Genomic DNA, 21056 nt, shown 5'->3' with positions numbered 1-21056 from the left:
TTGCGTCTGCCCGCCGAGCGTCACGGCGCGGCCCAGGGCCGGACCTCCTCCAGCAGCTTCGCCACCGCCAGCACCAGGTCGTCCGAATGCCGGGGGCCGACGATCTGCAGGCCCACCGGAAGGCCCGATTCGGTGCGCCCGGCCGGGACGCTGATCGACGGCTGCTGCGTCATGTTGAACGGGTAGGTGAACGGCGTCCACTCCGGCCATTCGCTCATCCCGCTGCCCGGCGGCACGTCGTGGCCCGCCTCGAACGGCGGGATCGGGACGGTCGGCGTGAGCAGCACGTCGTAACGGGTGTGGAACTCACCCATCAGGATGCCGAGCGCGGCACGTTCCGCGGTGGCGTCGAGGTAATCGCCCGCGGAGTAGGTGTGGCCCCGTTCCCACACGCGGCGCAGGCCCGGATCGACCCGCGGCTCGCTGCCCGGCGGGAACGCGTCGAGCGACTTCGCCGCGCCTGCCGACCACAGCACGTCGAAGGCGTCCTTCGGGTCGGCGAATCCGGGATCGGCCTGCTCGACCTGCAGCCCGGCGTCGGCGAGCGACTGCACCGCCGACTGGACGATCGCCGCGATTTCCGGGTCCACGTCGACAAAACCGAGCGCCGGCGAGTACGCCGCGATCAGCCCGCGCACGTCGCGCCGCACCGCCTCGCGGTAGGCGCTGATCGGCGGCGCGAGCCCGGTCGGGTCGCGGTGGTCCGGCAGCGCGAGGACGTCCAGCAGCAGCGCCGTGTCGTCCACGCAGCGCGCCATCGGCCCGGCGTGCGCGAGCGGGCCGAACGGGCTCGCCGGGAACAGCGGGATCCGGCCGTGGGTCGGTTTCATGCCGACGATCCCGCAGAACGACGCGGGAATCCGCACCGAACCGCCGCCGTCGGTGCCGACGGACAGCTCGCCCATCGCAGCCGCGACCGCGGCCGCGCTGCCGCCGCTGGACCCGCCCGCCGTCATCCGCGGGTTCACCGGATTGCGCGTGATGCCCGCGAGCGCGCTGTCGGTGACGCCCTTCCACGCGATCTCCGGCGTGGTCGTCTTGCCCAGCACGACGAGGCCCGCCTCGCGCATCCGCGCCATCACCGGGCTGTCGACCTCCCACGGCTGGTCCACCGGGATGCTCGCGGAACCGCGCAGCGTCGGCCAGCCCTGGGTGAGGAAGATGTCCTTGATGGACGCCGGGACGCCGTCGAGCGCGCCGATCGGATTCCCGTCGCGCCAGCGGGCCTCGGCCGCTTTCGCCTGGTCGAGCGCGCGGTCGGCGTCGACGAGGCAGTAGGCGTTGATCTCGCCGTCGCGGTCCTCGATGTTCCGCAGGGCGCTCTTCGTCGCCTCGACCGGCGACAGTTCGCCGGTGGCGTAGGCGGCGACGAGTTCGCTGGCGGTCAGTTCCCGGTCGCCCATCCGGCGCCTCCCTGCGATTCGGACGGCACGTAGCCGAGCCGTTTGTCCACGACGTTCCACAGCGGTTCCCCGGCGACCCAGCGCCGGAAGTTCCCCGCGAACACCTCGACCAGGGTCCGCCGCCAGCCGATGAAGTCGCCCGACATGTGCGGGGACAGCAGGACGTCCGGCATGGTCCACAGTGGACTTTCGGCGGGCAGCGGCTCGGTTTCGAAGACGTCGAGCGCGGCCCCGGCGATCTCGCCCGCCCGCAAGGCCGCGATCAGATCGGCCGTGACCACCAGTTCGCCGCGGCCCACGTTCACGAACCGCGCGGACGGTTTCATCGCGGCGAACGCGGCGGCGTCGAACATGCCCTTGGTCTGATCGGTGAGCGGCGCGACCGCGACAACGTAGTCGAACTCGGGCAAATACCGCGCCAGTTCGGCGGATTCGCGCACGACGCCGAAATCCGGATCCCCGACCCGGGCCCGCCGGCCCGCCCCGGACACGCGCATCCCGGCCGCGCGCAGCATCCGCGCGATGGCCTTTCCGATCGGTCCGGTGCCCACCACCAGCACCTCCCGCCCGGCGATCCGCTCGCTCTCGCGGTGCTTCCACGTGCCGGCGCGCTGCAGGTCGAGCGAACGCGCGAAGTCCTTGGCGAACGACAGCACGACGCCGAGCACGTACTCCGCGATGGCGTCGTCGAACACCCCGCGCGAGTTCGTGAGCACGACGTCGCTCTCGCGCAGCCCCGGGAACAGCACCGGGTCGACGCCGGCGCTCGCGATGTGCAGCCACCGCAACCGGTCCGCCGCGGGCCAGGCCCCCGGAACCGCACCGGAAAGGAAATCGTAGACAAAAAGCGCGTCGGCTCCGGCCAGCGCACCGGCGAGGCCGCGCTCGTCGGTGTAACGAACTACCGCCGCGTCTTCGATAGCGGCCATGTCCGGTGGTTGGTCTGCCCCGCAGAGCACTGCCAGTACGGGGGTTTCCGGGGCGATCACGATTGACACGGTAAAAGTGGCTCGTATGATTGTCAACAATCCGAGGACCACCCCCGGAGCACCGGACGGGCATCCGCACAGGCGTATTCCGGAGGCTGAACCTTGGATCTGGACTTCCTCGCGTTCGAGGGCCCGCTAGCCCAGCGCGGCATCGGCGTGATCGCGCCGTTCGACCTCGCGCTCGAGCGCGAACTGTGGCGCTGGGTGCCGATGGAGGTGTCGCTGCACCTCGCCCGCACCCCGTACGAACCAGTCCCGGTGAGCATGGAAATGGCCCAGCTGGTGAGCGACAGCCGGCACCTCGCCACCGCCACGCGCGACGTGCTGCACGTGGAGCCCGAGGTGGTCGCGTACCTGTGCACCTCCGGCAGCTTCGTGAACGGCATCGACTACGAACGCTCCCTCACCAAGGCGATCTGCGACGCGGGCGCGCCGGACGCGGTCACCACCTCCGGCGCCCTCGTCGAGGTGCTGCACCAGCTCGACCTGCGCCGGGTCTCGGTGCTCACGCCGTACGACGCCGATCTCACCAGCAAACTCCACGACTTCCTCGCCGAGGTCGGCGTGGACACCGTGTCCAGCGACCACCTCGGCCTGGGCGGCGGCATCTGGAAGGTCAGCTACCGCACCATCGCCGAGCGGATCCTGGCCGCGGACCACCGCGAGGCCGAGGCGATTTTCGTCAGCTGCACCAACCTCCCCACGTTCGACCTGATCGAACCGCTGGAGAAGGCGCTCGGCAAACCCGTGCTGACCGCCAACCAGCTGACCATGTGGGCCTGCCTGCGCCGGATGCGGCTGCCCATCGTGGGTCCCGGCCAGTGGCTGCGGGAGGTGTCTTGACCCGTCCGGCTAATATTGTCGACAATTTGCGCATCCCGGAGGTTTCGTGACCACGATCGGCTTCATCTACCCCGACCACGCGGCCGAGGACGACTACCCGCTCGCGGAACAGCTTCTCGGCGGCTCCGACGGCGACATCAGCCTGCCGGTCGCGCACATCTACGGCACCGACCTGCACGCGGTGCCGGAGCTGCTCGACCTCGGCAGCGAAGCCCGGCTCGCCGAAGGCGCCCGGCTGCTCGCGAAGCACCAGCCGGAAGCGGTGGTGTGGGCTTGCACGTCCGGCAGCTTCGTGTACGGCTGGGACGGCGCGCGCAACCAGGCCGACCAGCTCGGAGCGGTTGCCGGGGTCCCGGCGTCGAGCACGTCGTTCGCCTTCGTGCACGCGGCGAAAGCCCTTGGCGTGCAACGAGTCGCGGTGGCCGCGAGCTACCCCGACGACGTCGCGCGGCTGTTCGTGGACTTCCTCGCCGCGGGAGGCGTCGAGGTGCTCTCGATGTCGAGCGCCGACATCGACACCGCCGCCGAGGTAGGCAAGCTCGCGCCCGAGGCCGTCGTCGACCTGGCGGTAAGCCACGACCACCCGGACGCCGACGCGGTTCTGGTGCCCGACACCGCGATGCGCACGCTCGGCGAGATCACCGCGATCGAGGAGAAGCTCGGCAAGCCGGTGCTGACCGCCAACCAGGTGACCATCTGGGAAGGCCTGCGCCTGACCGGCTCTACCCGGCTGGTGCGTTCGCTGGGCGCGTTGTTCCGGACGAGGGGCTGACCCGTGGTCGCACTGCCTGACATAGAACCGGTGAGCCGGGAATCGACCGCGGCGGTGATCGCGCGCCAGCTGCGCGACGCGATCATGACCGGCGCGCTGCCGCCGGGCACCCAGCTCGGCGAAACCGACCTGGCCGCCCGCTTCCAGGTCTCGCGCGGCCCGCTGCGGGAGGCGATGCAGCACCTCGTGTCCGAGGGCCTGCTGCGCAGCGAACGCCACCGGGGCCTGTTCGTGATCGACCTCGAACCGACGGACGTGTTCGACATCTATCTCGCCCGTTCCGCGGTGGAAAGAGCCGCCCTGTTGTGCGCCTTCCGCGGCGACCGCGAGGCGGTGGCCGCCATCTTGGAGCAGAACGTCGCCGACATGGCTGCCGCCGCGGACGATCCGGCCGCGTTGTCCGAGGCGGACCTCCGGTTTCACGAGGCGCTGATCAACGCTTCCGGCAGCAAACGGCTGATGCGGATGGCCCGGACGTTGCTGATCGAGACGCGGATGTGCCTGACGTTGCTGCAGAGCACGTATCAGGGCGTGGAGGATCGGCTGGAGGAGCACACGCGGATCATCGAAGCCCTGCGGTCGGGCGACGAGGAGACGGCGCTGCGTTTGCTGGACGCGCATATGGAGGACGCGATCAGCCGGCTGCTTCCGGGGAGGAGCTTGAAGGACGGGGTCGCGGCGGCTGGGTGAGGCGCGGAGCACGGCCCTCATGAGTGGCGATGCCGGTGCCAACAGGCAGGAACACGCACGAGCCACCAGATTCCGGGCGGCAGCGCGCCTTGCGATGGCGGGTGCCTTTCTGCCGGGTGCGAAGTTCACAGCCCCAGCACCTCCCCCATCGTGCCGCCGAGGACGCGGTCTCGCAGTTCTCCGGGCGGGGTCACGCGTTCGATCGTCGCGCGGGACAGGACGGGGTCGCCGTACGGCGCGTCCGAACCGAACATCGTGCGGTCCGGGAGCTCGTTGATCGCGAGCCGGACGGCGAAGACGATGCTGGCCGTCGACAGTTCCAGGTAGATGTTCGGCGTTTCGCGGGCCAGGTCGATCGCGGTGAGCCAATGCGCGCCGCCCAGTTGGCTGATCACCAGCGGCACGGCCGGGTAGCGGCGGGCCAGCTCCGCCAGCGTGGACAGATCGGCTTCGGTGGTCGGGGCAGAGCCGTGCACGACGACCGGGAGTCCATTGTGGTCGGTGGCTGCCCGCAGGACCGGTTCGATCCGGGCGGCCGCGCCAGGAGCCGGGGTCAGTTCGCCGATTCCGTGGAAACCCCTGGCGACCTGATCGACCTCCGCGGCCAGCTGGCCTCCGGACCGGTCCAGGCGGACTGAGCGGAAGCCCAGGAACCGGCCGGGATGTGCGGCCAGCGCGGAGTCGAGTTCCTGCCAGGCGGACTGATAGCCGTCGCCGGACGCACCGTTGAGCGCGGCGTCCAGCACGCTCATTTCCCGGCGGAACGAAGCCAGATCCGTGGCTCGTTCGGGATGCGGCCTGGTCGCGAACAGCACGGCGCGGTCGGCCCCGGCCTCGTCCAGCAGGGCGAGGTGCTGGTGCACGGGGTCGTGGACGTGGCTGTGTGCGTCGATGATCAACGGAAACCCCCGGTTGTCCTGGGCGCGCGGAATGCGGCCGCCGGAGCCAGTGTTGAACGTTGACACCATGCCAAGGTCAAGCTCAGCGGAGGGACGATGCGGATCGGGCAGCTCGCCGAGCGCACCGGCACGAGCGAACGGCTCCTGCGGTACTACGAGCGTGTCGGCCTGCTGACCGCGGACCGGCGGCCCAACGGTTACCGCGACTACGCTCCCGCCGCCGAACGGACCGTTCGGCAGATTCGCGCGTTGCTGGCGGCCGGGCTGCCGACCAGCCTGATCAAACAGATGCTGCCGTGCGCCGAGGCCGACGGTTCGCTGCGCCCGTGCCCGGGAGTGCTGGGCGCGCTGCGCACCCAACTCACCGAACTCGACCGCCGGGCGGCGGACCTCGCTCAGGCGCAGCAAACGCTTCGCGAGGCCATCGCGGTGACGGAACGCGCCAGCTGAACAGCTCAGGTCGTGATCCAGTACCGCCGCACCGGTCCGTGCCCGGTCTGGCGTACTTCGTCCAGCACCCCGCCCGCGCGTTCGATCGTCTTGGCGGACGCCAGGTTCTCTCCCTCGCACACCAAGAGCACCCGCGACAGCTCCCGGGCCTCGGGCAGCATCTCGCGCAATGCCCAGGAAGCCAGACCGCGGCCGCGCGCCGACGGGCGGATGCCGAAGCCGATGTGCCCGGCCCACGACACGTACTCCGCCGGGCCGGAGCGCAAGGCGATCCCGCCGAGCACTTGGCCGTCCTCGACTAGCCAGCGGTACAGAGCGCGGTCCTGCGTCAAGGAATCCACCCAGGCGGCGAAGCCAGCGGGAGAATCGACCACGTCCGACGCCGAGAGGCCGAAGCCGTCCTCGTGCAACCCTGGGCCCCATTCGGCGTGTGCTTCCAGCCAGGCGCGATGCAATCGGACGGTGGGGGCCAGCAGTTCGGGCATGATCCGATGCTACCGGGCGAAAGTACGAAAAACCCTGGCGCAGCAAGAAAAACTCAGGCACGACGCACCCCCAGCACGGGCTGTCCGCCGAGGCCGAAGTTGTACTGCGGCGACCACGGGAACCGGCCCGCGGGATCGGCGTAGACCAGCTGCATGGCTTCGATTCCGGTGCCATAACAGCAAACCGCGATGTGCAGATGCGTCGCGGGGGCGCTGAGCTTCACGACTTCCAGCGCGGGCAGCCGGGGCAGCAGCCACTGCTCGCCAGGTTCCGGCGGGCCGGTGTGCAGGATGTGTTCGGCCCCGGCGTTGAGCACGTATGCCGCTTCGTGCAACGACAATCCCGTGACGGCCAGTTCCGGCAGGCCTCGCACGGTCAGGCCCGCGGTGTACGCCCAGGGCGGCCGGGAGCCTGGCCCCCGCACGCCCTGGACGCACCATCCGTATTCCCGGATCCGGTCCAGCACCTCGATCAGGTACTGCTCCTCGGCTCTTTCCGGCTCCTCGCACATCTGGCACATCGGTGCCCTCCTCCCCTCGGGGACCCGCCGACCGGGTCAGGGAAGAGTGAACCTCGCGGCACCGACGAAAAATCAGCGGAGCGAATCAGCCACCGCGGCGCCGAGCGAGGTTGTGGTAGCGGTTCCGCCGAGGTCGGGGGTGAGCGTTTCGCCCGCGGTCAGCACCTCGTCGACCGAGGCGCGGATCGCTTGCGCGGCAACGGTTTCCCCGAGGTGGTCGAGCAGCATCGCCCCGGCGAGGATTTGCGCGACCGGGTTCGCGATGCCCTGTCCGGCGATGTCCGGGGCACTGCCGTGGACGGCCTCGAACATCGACGGAAAGTCACCTGATGGGTTGATGTTTCCGGACGGCGCCATGCCCAGCCCGCCGGTGATCGCGGCCGCGAGATCGCTCAGGATGTCGCCGAACAGGTTCGACGCCACCACCACGTCGAGCCGGTCGGGAGCCTGCACCATCCGCGCGGCGAGAGCGTCCACATGGCACTGTTCCGCGCGGACGTCCGGGTACCGCGCGGCGACCTCGGCGAAAATCTCGTCCCAGTAAGGCATCGAGTGGATCAGCCCGTTGGACTTGGTCGCCGAGGTGACGTGCCGCGAACGCGTGCGCGCGAGATCGAAGGCGTACCGGATGATCCGTTCCACCCCGACCCGCGTGAACACCGACTCCTGCAGCACGAACTCGTCCGGCCGCCCGGCGTTGTGCCGTCCGCCGATCTCCGAGTACTCGCCCTCGGAGTTCTCCCGGACGATCACCATTTCCAGCTCGTCGGCCTTCCGCCCGGCCAGCACCGAGGACGTCCCCGGCAGCAGCCGGACCGGCCGCAGGTTGACGTACTGCTGGAACGCCCGCCGCAACGGAATCAGCAGGCCCCACAACGAAACGTGGTCCGCCACGCCGGGGAATCCGACCGCGCCGAGCAGGATGCCGTCGAAGCCCGAGAGCTGCGCGACACCGTCCTCGGGCATCATCGCGCCGGTCTTCGCGTACCGCTCGCAGCTCCAGTCGAATTCGGTCCATTCCAAGGAGAAGCCGTACTTCGCCGCCGCCGCGTCGAGGACCCGGCGCGCTTCGATCGTGACGTCGACCCCGATCCCGTCGCCCGGGATGCTCGCAATCCGGTGTGTCACAGGCTCACCGCGATGTACTTGGTCTCCAGGAACTCGTCGATGCCGACCGTGCCGCCCTCGCGGCCGAGACCGGACTGCTTGACGCCGCCGAACGGAGCCGCCGGGTTGGACACGATGCCCTGGTTGAGGCCGATCATCCCGGCCTCCAAGCGTTCCGACACCCGCAGCGCGCGCTTCAGGTCGCTGGTGAACAGGTAGGACACCAGGCCGAATTCGGTGTCGTTGGCCTTCTCGACCGCCTCGTCCTCGGTGTCGAACGGCGTGATCGGCGCGACCGGGCCGAAGATTTCCTCGCTGGCCAGCCGAGCGTCGACCGGCACGTCGGTGAGCACGGTCGCCGGGTAGAAGTGCCCCGGACCGTCGACCCGCGAGCCGCCGGTGAGCACCCGAGCGCCCTTGTCCGTGGCGTCCTTGACCAGCTCGGTCACCTTCTTCACCGCGGCCTCGTCGATGAGCGGACCGACCACGACGCCCTCGTCGGTGCCGCGGCCCATCGGCAGCGCCTGCATCCGCTCGGTGAGCTTGCGAGAGAACTCCTCGGCCACGCCGCGCTGCACGTAGAACCGGTTCGCCGCGGTGCATGCCTCGCCGATGTTCCGCATCTTGGCCTGCATCGCGCCTTCGACCGCGGCGTCCAGGTCCGCGTCGTCGAACACGACGAACGGCGCGTTGCCGCCCAGTTCCATCGACGTGCGCAGCACCTTCTCCGCGCACTGCTCCAGCAGTTTGCGCCCGACCCCGGTCGACCCCGTGAAGGACAGCTTGCGCGCGCGTCCGTCGCGGATCAGCGGCTCCATCACGCCGCCCGCGTCCTTGGTGGTGACGACGTTCAGCACGCCCTCGGGCAGCCCGGCGTCGGCGAGGATCTGGGTGAGCGCGAGCATCGACAGCGGCGTCTGCGCGGCGGGCTTGATCACCATCGTGCAGCCCGCGGCGACGGCCGGGCCGATCTTGCGTGTGCCCATCGCCATCGGGAAGTTCCACGGCGTGATGAGCAGTGTCGGACCCACCGGCTGGCGCGTGATCAGGAACCGGCCCGAGCCGTTCGGGGCCACCGCGTAGCCGCCGTCGATCCGCACCGCTTCCTCGGCGAACCAGCGGAAGAACTCGGCGGCGTAAGTGATTTCGCCGGCGGCCTCGGCGACCGGCTTGCCCATCTCGAGGGTCATCAGCAGCGCCAGCTCGTCCCGGCGTTCGATGAGCTTCTCGTACGCGCGGTGCAGGATCTCGCCGCGCTCCCGGGGCGCCACTGCCGCCCAGCCGGACTGTGCCGCGACCGCCGCGTCGAGCGCCGCGAGACCGTCTTCCGGCCCGGCGTCCGCGACCTGGCACAGGACCTCTCCGGTGGAGGGGTCCTGCACGTCGAAGGTCTTCCCGCTGCGCGCGGCGACCCACTTGCCGCCGATGAAGAGTTCCTTGCCGACCGCGCCCACGACGCCGTTCTCGGTGATCCCGCTCATCCAGCTCGCTCCTGTTCCTGTTGTCCCGAACTCATGCTATGGATATTGTCAACAATCGACAACCGTCTCCACCCGCATCCCAGGAGGGCGCCGCATGGCCCAGCTGTCCCCGCTGCTCAAGCAGGCAACGCCCGTCGTCGTCGACCACGGTGAAGGGGTTTACCTCTACGACGTGGACGGGAAACGTCATCTCGACTTCACCGCGGGCATCGGGGTGACCAGCACCGGGCACTGTCACCCGCGCGTGGTCGAAGCCGCGCGCGAACAGATCGGCAAGCTCGTGCACGGCCAGTACACGACCGTCATGCACAAGCCGCTGCTCGAACTGACCCGCAAGCTCGGCGAAGTGCTGCCGTCCGGGCTCGATTCGCTCTTCTACGCGAACTCCGGCAGCGAGGCCGTGGAGGCCGCGCTGCGGCTGGCGCGGCAAGCGACGAAGCGGCCGAACGTCATCGTGTTCCAGGGCGGTTTCCACGGCCGCACGGTCGCCGCGGCGACCATGACCACCTCCGGCACGCGGTTCAGCGCGGGCATCTCGCCGCTGATGTCCGGCGTGCACGTCGCGCCGTTCCCGTACGCCTACCACTACGGCTGGGACGAGGAAACGGCCACGAAGTTCGCCCTGCGCGAGCTCGACTACCTCTTCCAGACCGTCTCCGCGCCGAACGAGACGGCCGCGTTCTTCATCGAGCCGATGCTCGGCGAAGGCGGCTACGTTCCCGCGAACACCGCGTTCATGGCCGGGCTGCGCGAACGCGCCGACCGGCACGGCATCCTGCTGGTGCTCGACGAGGTGCAGGCGGGCTTCGGCCGCACCGGCAAGTTCTGGGGCCACGACCACTTCGACGTCCACCCGGACGTCGTGCTGATCGCGAAGGGTCTCGCCAGCGGCTTCCCGCTGTCGGGCATCGCCGCTTCGGAAGAGCTGATGGCGAAGGCGTATCCGGGTTCGCAAGGCGGCACGTACGGCGGCAACGCGGTGTCGTGTGCGGCGGCTATCGCGACGCTCGATGTCATTCAGGACGAAGGCTTGGTCGAGAACGCCGCGGAGCGCGGGCGTCAGCTTCTCGAAGGCGCGCGCGTCGTTGCGGACAAGACGCCGGCTATCGGCGACGTACGCGGTCTCGGGCTCCTCGTGGGCACCGAGTTCACCACTGCGGACGGCGAACCGGACACGGCTACTGCGCAGGCCGCGCAGCAGGCGGCTGCCAAGAGCGGGCTGCTGTTGCTTACCTGTGGTGCGTACTCGAACGTCGTGCGCATGGTGCCACCGTTGGTCGTCAACGCGGAGCAGGTCGACGACGCCCTGCGTATCTGGGGCGAGGTCGTCTCGTCGGTCACGGGGAGCTGAGGCATGGCGCGCTACATCACCATCAGCCTCGACAAGCGCGGCGTCACCTGCCGCGCACGGCTGCTCGACGACGAAGCACCGCGCACCTGTAAGGCGGTGTGGGACGCACTGCCGCAGAGCGGTTCGGCCTATCACGCGAAGTACGCGCGCAACGAGGTCTACACGCTCGTACCGCCCTTCGCCGAGCCGAAGCCAGGCCGCGAGAATCCGACCATCACGCCGATTCCCGGCGACGTGGTCTACTTCGGATTCGAGGCATGGGAAATCGGCAATCCGGCGTACGGCTACGACGACGGCAGCGAGGCCCACAGCGACCAGGGTGCCACGGATCTCGCGATTTTCTACGGCCGCAACAACCTCCTGATCAACGGCGACGCGGGCTGGGTGCCCGGCAACGTGTTCGCGACGATCGAGGAAGGCCTGTCCGAGATGGCCGCGGCCGCGCAGGATCTGTGGCTGCGCGGCGTGGAGGGCGAGACGCTGTCGTTCGCCCGGGCGGACTGACGGGTCCGGTGGGCTCGTGCGTGTTCATCCCGGTTCCAATCGGGATGAACACTCACGAGCCCCCGGATTGGCACGCAACCTTCGGTGGCGCATGGCTCGCCAGGGCAGTGCCCAGCACCGGTTGGCGAGGCGGGCCACCGGGCCCCGAGGAAGTACGTGAGGGGAACCCTCACGGAATCTGATTCCGTGAGGGTTCCCCTCACGTACTTCCGCCGCACACCGGATCCACCGGCAGGGCAGCACCCTCGCGCACCGCCGACTCCGCACCCGCACCCGCTGCCGAGAAACCCCATCGGGCCAGATTGTTCCGCCAGAGTGAAGCCGGGTTAACCCTCCGCGATCATGAAAGCGGCCTGGAATCCCCTGCCGGACAAGGGATCCAGGCCCGATGATCACCCGGCGGTGTGAACCTCGGCAACTCACCAATCGTGGCTTCGCATTCACCGGTTCGAGGGGCGACGCCGCCCGGTTGCCGCAGTGCGCGTCTGCTACCCAGGGTGATCGGACCCGGCGTTCGCTACGAACCGTGGCGAAGAGTCCACAGTGCACCCCCGGCGACAAACCCGAAAGCCTTACATGTTTAACATGGGAAGATTCTTCGGCCGCCGATTCCTTGCCAGCACAGGGAAAACCGCGTTTTGACACCGCGAGCGCGCCGGTGGAAATCTGCGTTGGCTCCTCGCGAGAGCACCAAGGAAGAACAATCCGAACAAGGAGCCCCTCAATGCAGATGTTCACCCAGCACGTGCACCACGGCCACGACCTGATCTCGGGTCTGCTCGCGCACCTGGCGCACGTGCTCGGCTGGCTCGTCTGACCGGCACCGAGGATTAACCCAGGGGCCGGCCTGTTGGCGCGGGCCGGTCCCTGCTTGGGTTCTCCCCCTGGCCACGCCGCGGCGTGGCCTTTTTCGTGCCCGCCCTCCGTCGGCTAACGTGAAAACTATTCATGGCCAGCCCGGTGACAGAACGGCTAGGCTTCGGCCTTGACGTACGCGCGCACGAGGGAGTGGCATGAGCGAGATCGCAACACAGCTGGCAGGTGCCGTCGGAGCTGGGAACCTGCTGACCGGTGACGCGATTTCCGACGATTACGCGCACGACGAGGCACTCAGCACGCCCGGCCAGAAACCGGCGTACGTCGCGAAGCCGGCGACCACCGAAGAGGTCTCCGCGCTGCTGAAGATCGCCTCCGCCGAGGGCATCCCGGTGACCGCACGCGGGTCCGGCAGCGGGCTGTCCGCCGGGGCGCGGCCGGTCGAGGGCGGGTTGGTCGTCTCGTTCGAGCGGATGAACTCGGTGCTCGAGATCGACACCGGCAACCACGTCGCCGTGGTCCAGCCGGGCGTCACGCTGGCCGAACTCGACGCGAAGACCGCCGAGCACGGCCTCACCTACCCCGTTTATCCCGGCGAACTGAGCGCGAGCGTCGGCGGCACCGTCGGCACCAACGCCGGCGGCATGCGCGCGATCCGCTACGGCATCACGCGCGGCAACGTCTCGGGGCTGCAGGCGGTGCTCGCGACCGGCGAGATCACCCGCGTCGGCGGCCGGATGTCGAAAATTTCCAGCGGTTACGACCTCACCCAGCTGATCATCGGCTCGGAAGGCACCCTCGCGCTGGTGACCGAGGTGATCGTGAAACTGCAGCCGCGGCTGCCGCACGGCGCGACCGTGCTCGCCCCGTTCGACGATTTCGAACAGGTGATGGCGGCGGTGCCGAAGATCGCCGCGAGCGGTCTCGCGCCGCAGATCCTCGAGTACATCGACAACATGACGATGGCCGCGATGGTCTACAACGACAAGCTCGAACTGGGTGTACCGGCCGAAATCCGCGACCGGACCCAGGCGTATCTGGCCGTGGCGCTGGAAAACCGGGTGGCCGACCGACTCGGCGAGGACGTCGAGGCACTCGGCGAACTGCTGGTCGAACTCGGCGCGACCGACGCGTACGTGCTCGAAGGCGGAGCCGCGCGCAAGCTCATCGAGGCTCGCGAAAAAGCCTTCTGGAACGCCAAAGCCGCGGGCGCGGACGACGTGATCGACGTGGTGGTGCCGCGCACCGCGATGCCGCAGTTCCTGGCCAAAGCCCGCGAGCTGGCGATGGCGACCGGCGGCGGCGCGATCGGCTGCGGGCACGCCGGTGACGGCAACGTCCACCTGGCGATCTTCTGCAAGGACCCGGACACCCGCTCGCAGCTGCTGACCGACATTTTCGGCTACGCCTACGAACTCGGCGGCGCGATCTCCGGCGAGCACGGACTCGGCCGCACCAAGACGAAGTACTACGCCAAGCTGGAAGACCCGGTGAAGCTCGATCTGCTGCACCGCGTCAAGGACAGCTTCGACCCGGCCGGGATCCTGAACCCCGGCGTCCTGTTCGCGCAAACCGGAAAGTGAGCACAGTGAGCACGCTCAACGGCGCCCAGTCCCTCATCCGCACGCTCGTCGACAGCGGGGTCGACGTGTGCTTCTCCAACCCCGGCACCTCGGAGATGCATTTCGTCGCCGCGCTCGATTCGGTGCCGGAAATGCGCGGCGTGCTCGCGCTGTTCGAGGGCGTCGTGACCGGTGCCGCGGACGGGTACGCGCGGGTCGCCGGCAAGCCCGCCGCGACGCTGCTGCACCTCGGCCCGGGTCTGGGGAACGGCCTGGCGAACCTGCACAACGCGCGCCGCGCGCACACGCCGGTGGTCAACGTGATCGGCGACCACGCTACCTATCACAAGCAGTACGACGCCCCGCTGGAGTCGGACATCGACGCCATCGCGGGCTCGCTCGAGGGCTGGGTGCGCCGGTCCGGGCACACGAAGGACGTCGGTGCGGACGCCGCGGCGGCGGTCGCGGCGGCGCAGGACGCACCGGGCCGGGTCGCGACGCTGATCCTTCCCGCCGACGCGTCGTGGGGCGAGGGCGGCGAAACGTGCGAGCCGATCCCGCCGCGCGTGCCGCAGACGGTCGACGCGACGACCGTCCAGAAGATCGCGGACGTGCTGCGCAGCGGCGAGTCGGTGGCGTTGCTGATCGGCGGATCCGCTTGTCACGAAGCCGGTTTGCGCGCGACCAGCCGGATCGCCGCCGCGACCGGAGCGAAGGCGCTCGCCGAAACCTTCCCGGCGCGGCTGGAGCGCGGCGCCGGTCTGCCGAACATCGAACGGCTGGGCTATCTCGCCGAACAGGCCAAGTACCAGCTGGACGGGATCAAGCACCTGATCGTCGCGGGCACGCGGGCGCCGGTGTCGTTCTTCGCCTACCCCGGCATGCCGAGCGAGCTGACCCCGGAAGGCGCGGAAGTCCACGTCCTTTCGACGGTCGGCCAGGACGTCGCCGCCGCGCTGGAAGCGGTCGCCGCGTTGGTCGCCGCGGACACCGAGCCGGTCCTGCAGGCCGCCGGACGGCCGGAGCTGCCGAGCGGTCCGATCACCGTGCAGAACTGGGTCGACGTGATCGGCGCGCTGCTGCCGGAGAACGCGATCATCGTGGACGAGGCGAACACGTCCGGCCTCATGCTCCCCGCCGCGACGGCGGGCGCGCCGCGGCACGACGTGCTGACCCTGACCGGCGGCGCGATCGGCTACGGCATGCCGGTGGCCGTCGGCGCGGCGATCGCGGCTCCGAAGCGACCGGTGATCAACCTCGAATCCGACGGCAGCGCGATGTACACGATCTCCGCGCTGTGGACGCAAGCGCGCGAGAACCTCGACGTGACCACGGTGGTGCTCAACAACAACGCGTACGCGATCCTGCGGATGGAACTGCAGCGCGTCGGTGCGTCCGGCGACGGCCCGCGTGCGAAGGACCTGCTGGACATCGGCCGTCCGGACCTGGATTTCGCGAAGATCGCCGAGGGCATGGGCGTTCCGGCGACCCGGGCCACGACGGCGGAGGAGCTGGCTGAGCAGTTCCGGCGCGCGGTGGGCGAGCCGGGGCCGCACCTGATCGACGTGACTGTTCCGCCGCTGCTCTGATACTCGTGAGGCTCTAGACCCGGGCGAGTTCCGGGCTGGCGGCACGGAACCGCGGCACCACCGCGGTCAACGCCAGCCCGGCCACCGCCGCGACGGCGGCGACCGCGAACGTGGCGCGGAAACCGGCGAGCGACGGCACGGTGAACGAGCCGACGGTGATCGTCAGGTGGGCCAGCATCGTGGCCATCACGGCGCTGGAGGTCGAGGTGCCGACGGAACGCATGAGCGAGTTGAGCCCGTTCGCCGACGCCGTTTCGGTGACCGGCACCGCGCTCATGATCAGCGCGGGCATCGCGGCGTAAGCGATTCCGACGCCCGCGCCGATGATCACCGACGCGATCATCAGCTCGACCGCGTTGGCCATCAGGAAAATCGCGAAGACATAGCCGACCGCAATCACGGTCGCGCCGGTCATGAGCGTGACGCGGGCGCCGTAGCGGTTGGTAAGCCGCGCGGAAACCGGGGACAGCGCCATCATCACCAGGCCGTTCGGCGCGAGGCATAGCCCGGCTTCCACCATGCTGAGGCCGAGGCCGTAGCCGGTCGCCGAAGGTGCCTGCAGCAACTGCGGGAACGACAACGACATCGCGTACATCGCGAAGCCGACGAGCACCGACGCGAGGTTCGTGAACAGCACCGGCCGTCGCGCCGAAACGCGCAGATCGACCAGCGGGTCACGACGGCGCAGCTGATACCAGCCCCAAGCCGCGAGAACAACGACGGCGGTCGCGGCGAACCCGAGCGTCGCCGGGCTGCCCCAACCCCATTGGCCGCCCTTCACGATCGGCAGCAACAGGCTCGTGAGCCCGACGATCAACCCGAGCGTGCCAAGGAAATCGAACGGCGCGGGAGTGCGGACCGGCGATTCCGGAACAAATCGCAGGATCAGCAGCGCACAACCGAGCCCGAGCCCGGCCGCGCCCCAGAAAAGCACGTGCCAGTCCGCGTGCTCGGCCACGATCGCCGCGACCGGCAACCCGATCGCGCCGCCGACCCCGAGCGTCGCGCTCATCAGCGAAATCGCGCCGCTGACGCGTTCCGGCGGAAGTTCGTCGCGCATGATGCTGATGCCGAGCGGAATGACGCCCATCGCGCAGCCCTGCAGCCCGCGGCCGACGATCATCAGCGCGAGCGAACTGGTCAGCGCCGAAACCACGGACCCGGCGATCAGCACGGCGAGACTCACGAGCAGCACGCGGCGCTTGCCGTAAAGATCGCCGAGCCGCCCAGCGACCGGCGTGCACACCGCCGCGGCCAGCAGCGTGACGGTGACGACCCAGGACGCGTCCGTCGGCGTCGTGTTCAGCAGTCTCGGGAACGCCGGGATCAACGGGATGACCAGCGTCTGCATGAACGAAGCGACCAACCCGCACGAGGCGAGCACCACGATGATCGGCCGCGCGCCTGCCCGTGCCACCACGTCCCCCGTTCCGTATGCCGTACCGGATTCGCACGCTACCGGTCGGGGCGGAAGGAACGGTCGATTCGTGATCGATCCGACTTAGCGGACTGGTCCGTTCGGCCCAGCGCTTGCTTGGGTCACAGCCACTGTTTGACGCCGCCGTGGCCGGAGCAGGTACCGGAACGGTGCTGGCTGTAGCTGTAACTACCGTCCTTGCACTGCGCGGTCGCGCCGGAGGGGTTCGAGTCCGGGCGGTGGACGCAGTTTCCGGAGGAGTTGCGGTAGTAGTCGGCACCGCACTCGGCGGGCGCGGGGTCCGGTGCTGGCTGTTCCTTGGGCGCGGTGACCAGCGGCGCGGCCTGGGTCTTCGGTGCCGTTTTCGGCTTGGCCACCGTGGTCGGCGGAGCTACCGGCGGCGTGGTCACCGGGGGCGCGATCGACGTCGACGGTGCCGTCAGCGTTGCCGAGGTTTCCGGCGCGCTATAGGTCGTAGTCGGCGGCGAATACTCGCTCGTGACGGCCGACGGTGCGTCGCCGGTCGGTGCCGCTCCGCATCCGGCGACCAGAACGCCCGCGGCCAAAGCCATCCCCAGTTTCCGCAGCATGCGGCACCTCCTCGCAATCCAGACAAATGAGGAGGTCGAGATTCCGAGGGAAACTGTTACAGCGACTCAGCCGTCCGCCGGACACCACGAGTCCGGCGGACGGACCACTGCCTTCCCGCAGAAGCCCTGCAGCGCCGGATCGACCTCGCCGCCCTGGACCTGCAGCACCGCGAGCGGCTTGTCCTGCGGGACGTGCCTGCCGATGTCGCCGCCGTAGTCGATGGTTCCGCTGACGCCCTCGATGTATTTGTTGGTCTGGTTCGCGTCCGGCCGCGAGGTGTGGATCGCGGCGATCTCGCGCCACACCGCGCCGGGCGTCACCGGGATGTTCGACGACGTCTCCCGCAGGTACGCGGTCGCGGTGATCATCACCAGGGCGGCGTCGTAGGACAGCGCGGCGTGGCCGTCGAACGATCGGCCTTTTTCGGTGTGCTCGAAGGCGAACTTGGCGTTGAGCGTGGCGTAGAAGTCCCGCGCGAGGCCTTTCGCGGGCGTGGCCGGTGCGCTCGCGAGCGCGAGGTAGTAGTACGGCAGCGCGCGATTGCGTTCCCTCGCAACAGTATCCGCGACATAGCGGGAGACGTCGTCGTCGCCGATGATCGTCGCCGTGCTGCCGCATTGCGCGGCTCCGGCCATGAACGCTCCGAAGTCGGGCACGCCTCGGCCGGCGAAGAACGCGAAGCCGTCGTAGGAACAGCTGTCCCGCCCGGCAGCCCCTGCGTTGCCGACATTCCGGTAGCCGTACCGCACGTGCGCGGTCCCGGGTGGCACGCCGTCACCGTCGAACGCGCGTGCTTCGACGGTGAAACCCTTTTGCTTGAAGGCTGCCAGCACATCGTCGCGGAGGTTCGCGCTGTAGAAATCAGTGTCGTCGTCGGGGTAGTACACGCGCAGCGACCGAGGGCCGGGACGCTGGGCGGCGAACGCCGCGGCCACCGCGGCTTCCCGGCGGTTCTGCGGCGCGACCTGGAAGTAGATCGGGTTCTGGTCCGCGAGCTGGTCGGCGGTGAGCGTCGCGGCGACCACGGGAATGCCCGCGTCGCCCAGCGCGCGGATCGTTTCGGACGTCGGCGCGCTGCTCATGTCGAGCCCGACTACTCCGACGATGCTGGGATCCTGTTTCGCCATTTCCAGCAGCGTCTTCGCGACCGCGGCTCCCTGCAGCATTCCCTTGCCGCCGTTGGCGATCAGCATGCGCACGATCGGCTCGGCCGCGGCGGTCGCGTCGAGTTGCCGCGACTGTGCGACGGCGAAGCCCTCCAGCGATTCCCGTTCCGCGGTGAGCCCTTCGGCAGTGCCGTTCGACGACGTCAGCGCCTCCAGGTCGACCAGCGTGATGTACGGCCGTTCCGGATGCTGCTGGTGCAGTTCCTCGGCCCGCCGGTTCTGGTCCGCGACCACCGCTTCGACCTGCTGGATCGTCCCCTCCTTGTCGACCGGGGAGAACAGCGTGAAAGTGCCGTCGGACACGCCGACGCACTGGTCGTCCACCCGGGTCAGCCATTCGCTCGAAGTACCGCAGTGACTGTCCAAAACGGACTGATAGCGCACGACGGCGAATCCGGCGACCAGCACGAGCACCACCGCGGGCACCCCGGCCCGGACCCAGCGCGTCGTCCACCACGCCGCCCGGGCGCGTCCGCCGGACAGGTCGTAGTGTTCGCCCAGCGCCAGCATTCGCTTGCGCACCTCGGTTTTTTCGGTTTCGCTGTGCGGCGCGTCGAGGCCGATCGGCAGGTACCACGCGGTCGGGCGGCGGGCACGCCGGTCGGCGCTGAGCCGGTTCTGCCACACCCGGTACGCGTCGGCGGCATCGGCGGCGTGGTACTTCGGCCGGTCCTCGCTCGGCGCGGCGTCCGGCGGCGGCGCCTGGCTCGCGCTCACCACGAGCAACGGGTCGAAGAGGCCGACCTGGTTGCGGACCTCGTTGATCAGCTCAAGCAGCCGGTAGCCGCCGTTGGCCGGGCCGACCTCGTCGAGCAGCAGCACCGGATACGTCATCCGGCGCCGCCGCCAGAACTGCCACGGCCGCAGCCGGTACTCGCGGCGCAGGTCCTCCAGGAACGCGTTGACCAGCAGCCGCGCGACGTACTGGGGCGATTCGTGCTGCCATTCGCCGTCGGTGAGCCGCATCGCGAAGCGGACGAAGCTGCCGGACATCTCCGGCGCGAGATGCGGCTGGCGCAGGAACCAGCGGTACCGTCCGGACAGCCCCGGCACGCGCCCGGTGACGGCGATCCGGAAGAAGCCGATCGTCAGCCAGCGCAGCAGCAGCAACGGAAACCGCCACGCCGGATGCTGCGGCACCAGCTCGCGGCTGACGTTGTCGATGGCCGAGCGGAAGCGCACCAGCAGGCCGTTCTCCTGCAGTTCGCGCAGCAGGATGGCCTCGGTATCGGTTTCGCCGTCCGGGAACCGCTTCGCCATGAGCTGGTCGACCAGCGTGAACAGCCGGAACCGCAACCGGCTTTCCCGCGTGCGAGAGCTGCGGACGAGGGTGTTGCGAACGCGCCACAGAATGTCGCGCACCACCTCGACGGTCGCCTCGGTCGCCTTGCCCGGCGGGTCGACGTCCGGCCGATCAGCGAGCGAGAGATAGACGGACCGCACCGTGCCCGCCGGTTTCGCGTTCTGCAACCGCGAGCCCAGCTCCTCGAGCGCCCCCTCGCGCGCGTCGCCGACGAGGCACACCATGGGCAGCCCGCGCCGCCCCGCGCGTTCCCGGTGATAACCGGGCCGCCATTCCCCGTCGCCCCGCAATTCCCGCGGCCGGTCGCCGATGCGGGGCCGCTGATAAAGCGCCCCGATGAGTTTGACAAGCCGATCTGCCCCAGCGAACGCGAGTTGTTCCCCAGCGACGGCCACCGTCTGGTCCATGCCGAAGTATCCCACGCGCCGCGCGGGAGGGGTCCCGGAATTGTCCCGTCATGGCAACGGTTTCCCGGTTTGACGCGGTCGGCTTGCGGCCGTTCGGGTGGCGGCCGGTTCAGCCGTTCGCTGGACGCGCGGTTGCGCTGAGCGACGGATTCCCGGGCGGGCGTAGATCAATTTCCCGTCTTGCTACGAAAATCGTAGATCGATTCCGGAACCGGGAATTAATTGTTCGCGAGGCGCGCGATCGTTCCCAGCAACCTCCGCATGCCGACCGCGTGCCCACCGCTTCCGATGACTAGCAAGCGGTAGCCGGACCCGAATATTCCAGGAAACCGGGCTCGGCTCTCGGCACGGACGAGGGTCTGTCCATCCGAGACAGCTTCGAGCCGGAAAGTAAGGCGGTACTCGGAAAACCGATGCCGTCCGGCGAGGGCGAGCAGCTCGTGCGGTTCGGCCTCGACGACCCGGAAGCCAGGGACGGTCGAGCCTTCAGCGAGCGGACGAGGGCCGGTCGCTTTCCAGTCGGCGGCGCCGACCGCCCAGGCGTAGCCAGTCGCCAATCGGCCGGAGACGCGCTCGACGACCTGGTTGATCGCCCGCCAGGTCGCCTCGGCGTCCGCCCGCACGACGACCCGGTGTTCGTCCAAGACCGGCAGCTGTTCCGCTGTCATCATCACCTCCGGAGCCCAGGGGGATCGTCCCACGCCCGGCAC

At 69.4% G+C, this 21056-nt stretch carries 19 protein-coding genes; 8 read left to right on the top strand and 11 right to left on the bottom strand.

Annotated features, from left to right (window positions below; all coding sequences use genetic code 11):
* Positions 1-20: 20 nt before the first annotated feature.
* A complete protein-coding gene (locus ACFORO_RS09155) occupies positions 21-1403 on the bottom strand; it encodes an amidase (RefSeq protein ID WP_377867817.1) in 1383 nt (460 codons plus the stop codon).
* Positions 1385-2332 carry a D-2-hydroxyacid dehydrogenase gene (locus ACFORO_RS09150; protein WP_354747427.1) on the bottom strand — a complete coding sequence of 316 codons (948 nt, stop codon included), beginning with the start codon at positions 2330-2332 and terminating at the stop codon, positions 1385-1387. The genes ACFORO_RS09155 and ACFORO_RS09150 overlap by 19 nt, the downstream gene beginning before the upstream one ends.
* Positions 2333-2494: 162 nt before the next feature.
* Here ACFORO_RS09150 and ACFORO_RS09145 point away from each other — a divergent pair, with 162 nt between their 5' ends.
* Genes ACFORO_RS09145 through ACFORO_RS09135 form a run of 3 tightly spaced genes read left to right on the top strand, consistent with a single transcriptional unit; the run spans position 2495 to position 4697 of the window.
* On the top strand, positions 2495-3235 hold the full coding sequence (locus tag ACFORO_RS09145) for a maleate cis-trans isomerase family protein (protein WP_377867818.1): 741 nt from the start codon (positions 2495-2497) through the stop codon (positions 3233-3235).
* Between the two features lie 46 nt (positions 3236-3281).
* Positions 3282-4007: a maleate cis-trans isomerase family protein gene (locus ACFORO_RS09140; protein ID WP_377867819.1), complete on the top strand. Its 726-nt coding sequence runs from the start codon at positions 3282-3284 to the stop codon at positions 4005-4007.
* A gap of 3 nt (positions 4008-4010) precedes the next feature.
* Positions 4011-4697, top strand: a complete 687-nt coding sequence (locus ACFORO_RS09135) for a GntR family transcriptional regulator (protein ID WP_377867820.1) — start codon at positions 4011-4013, stop codon at positions 4695-4697.
* 125 nt (positions 4698-4822) lie between these two features.
* Here the strand turns inward: ACFORO_RS09135 and ACFORO_RS09130 are convergent, their stop codons facing one another.
* A complete protein-coding gene (locus ACFORO_RS09130) occupies positions 4823-5662 on the bottom strand; it encodes an amidohydrolase family protein (protein WP_377867821.1) in 840 nt (279 codons plus the stop codon).
* Positions 5663-5692: 30 nt separating this feature from the next.
* Between ACFORO_RS09130 and ACFORO_RS09125 the strand changes: the two genes are divergently transcribed.
* On the top strand, positions 5693-6046 hold the full coding sequence (locus tag ACFORO_RS09125; RefSeq protein WP_377867822.1) for a MerR family transcriptional regulator: 354 nt from the start codon (positions 5693-5695) through the stop codon (positions 6044-6046).
* 5 nt (positions 6047-6051) lie between these two features.
* On the opposite strand, the gene ACFORO_RS09120 is transcribed toward ACFORO_RS09125, so the two are convergent.
* From ACFORO_RS09120 to ACFORO_RS09105, 4 genes are all read right to left on the bottom strand, one after another.
* Positions 6052-6531: a GNAT family N-acetyltransferase gene (locus ACFORO_RS09120; protein ID WP_377867823.1), complete on the bottom strand. Its 480-nt coding sequence runs from the start codon at positions 6529-6531 to the stop codon at positions 6052-6054.
* A 53-nt stretch (positions 6532-6584) separates the two neighbouring features.
* Positions 6585-7052: a DUF4262 domain-containing protein gene (locus ACFORO_RS09115; RefSeq protein ID WP_377867824.1), complete on the bottom strand. Its 468-nt coding sequence runs from the start codon at positions 7050-7052 to the stop codon at positions 6585-6587.
* Between the two features lie 72 nt (positions 7053-7124).
* Entirely contained in the window at positions 7125-8180 is a 1056-nt protein-coding gene (locus ACFORO_RS09110; RefSeq protein WP_354747411.1) for a tartrate dehydrogenase, read from the bottom strand.
* A complete protein-coding gene (locus ACFORO_RS09105) occupies positions 8177-9640 on the bottom strand; it encodes an NAD-dependent succinate-semialdehyde dehydrogenase (protein WP_354747409.1) in 1464 nt (487 codons plus the stop codon). The genes ACFORO_RS09110 and ACFORO_RS09105 overlap by 4 nt, the downstream gene beginning before the upstream one ends.
* Positions 9641-9734: 94 nt before the next feature.
* On the opposite strand from ACFORO_RS09105, the gene ACFORO_RS09100 reads away from it, so the two are divergent.
* The 4 genes from ACFORO_RS09100 to ACFORO_RS09085 all read left to right on the top strand — a co-directional run bounded on the left by ACFORO_RS09100 (position 9735) and on the right by ACFORO_RS09085 (position 15462).
* On the top strand, positions 9735-10991 hold the full coding sequence (locus ACFORO_RS09100) for an aspartate aminotransferase family protein (protein WP_377867825.1): 1257 nt from the start codon (positions 9735-9737) through the stop codon (positions 10989-10991).
* A 3-nt stretch (positions 10992-10994) separates the two neighbouring features.
* Complete coding sequence (locus ACFORO_RS09095) at positions 10995-11495, top strand: DUF3830 family protein (RefSeq protein WP_067576183.1); 501 nt, start codon at positions 10995-10997, stop codon at positions 11493-11495.
* Positions 11496-12508: 1013 nt separating this feature from the next.
* Complete coding sequence (locus ACFORO_RS09090) at positions 12509-13894, top strand: FAD-binding oxidoreductase (protein ID WP_377867826.1); 1386 nt, start codon at positions 12509-12511, stop codon at positions 13892-13894.
* A gap of 5 nt (positions 13895-13899) precedes the next feature.
* Positions 13900-15462: an acetolactate synthase large subunit gene (locus tag ACFORO_RS09085; RefSeq protein WP_377867827.1), complete on the top strand. Its 1563-nt coding sequence runs from the start codon at positions 13900-13902 to the stop codon at positions 15460-15462.
* Positions 15463-15475: 13 nt separating this feature from the next.
* Here ACFORO_RS09085 and ACFORO_RS09080 read toward each other — a convergent pair whose 3' ends face one another.
* The 4 genes from ACFORO_RS09080 to ACFORO_RS09065 all read right to left on the bottom strand — a co-directional run bounded on the left by ACFORO_RS09080 (position 15476) and on the right by ACFORO_RS09065 (position 21014).
* Positions 15476-16954, bottom strand: a complete 1479-nt coding sequence (locus ACFORO_RS09080) for an MFS transporter (RefSeq protein ID WP_377867876.1) — start codon at positions 16952-16954, stop codon at positions 15476-15478.
* A 47-nt stretch (positions 16955-17001) separates the two neighbouring features.
* Positions 17002-17469 (bottom strand): DUF3761 domain-containing protein, encoded by a 468-nt coding sequence (locus ACFORO_RS09075; RefSeq protein WP_377867828.1) that lies wholly within the window; start codon positions 17467-17469, stop codon positions 17002-17004.
* Positions 17470-17535: 66 nt separating this feature from the next.
* Positions 17536-20346 (bottom strand): hypothetical protein, encoded by a 2811-nt coding sequence (locus ACFORO_RS09070; protein ID WP_377896519.1) that lies wholly within the window; start codon positions 20344-20346, stop codon positions 17536-17538.
* Between the two features lie 218 nt (positions 20347-20564).
* Complete coding sequence (locus tag ACFORO_RS09065) at positions 20565-21014, bottom strand: hypothetical protein (protein WP_377867830.1); 450 nt, start codon at positions 21012-21014, stop codon at positions 20565-20567.
* Positions 21015-21056: the final 42 nt, after the last annotated feature.

Source organism: Amycolatopsis halotolerans, from assembly GCF_042647905.1.
Classification (GTDB): domain Bacteria; phylum Actinomycetota; class Actinomycetes; order Mycobacteriales; family Pseudonocardiaceae; genus Amycolatopsis; species Amycolatopsis halotolerans.
Note: the sequence above shows the minus strand (reverse complement) of the source record. Positions and strands in the feature narration are given on the sequence as shown.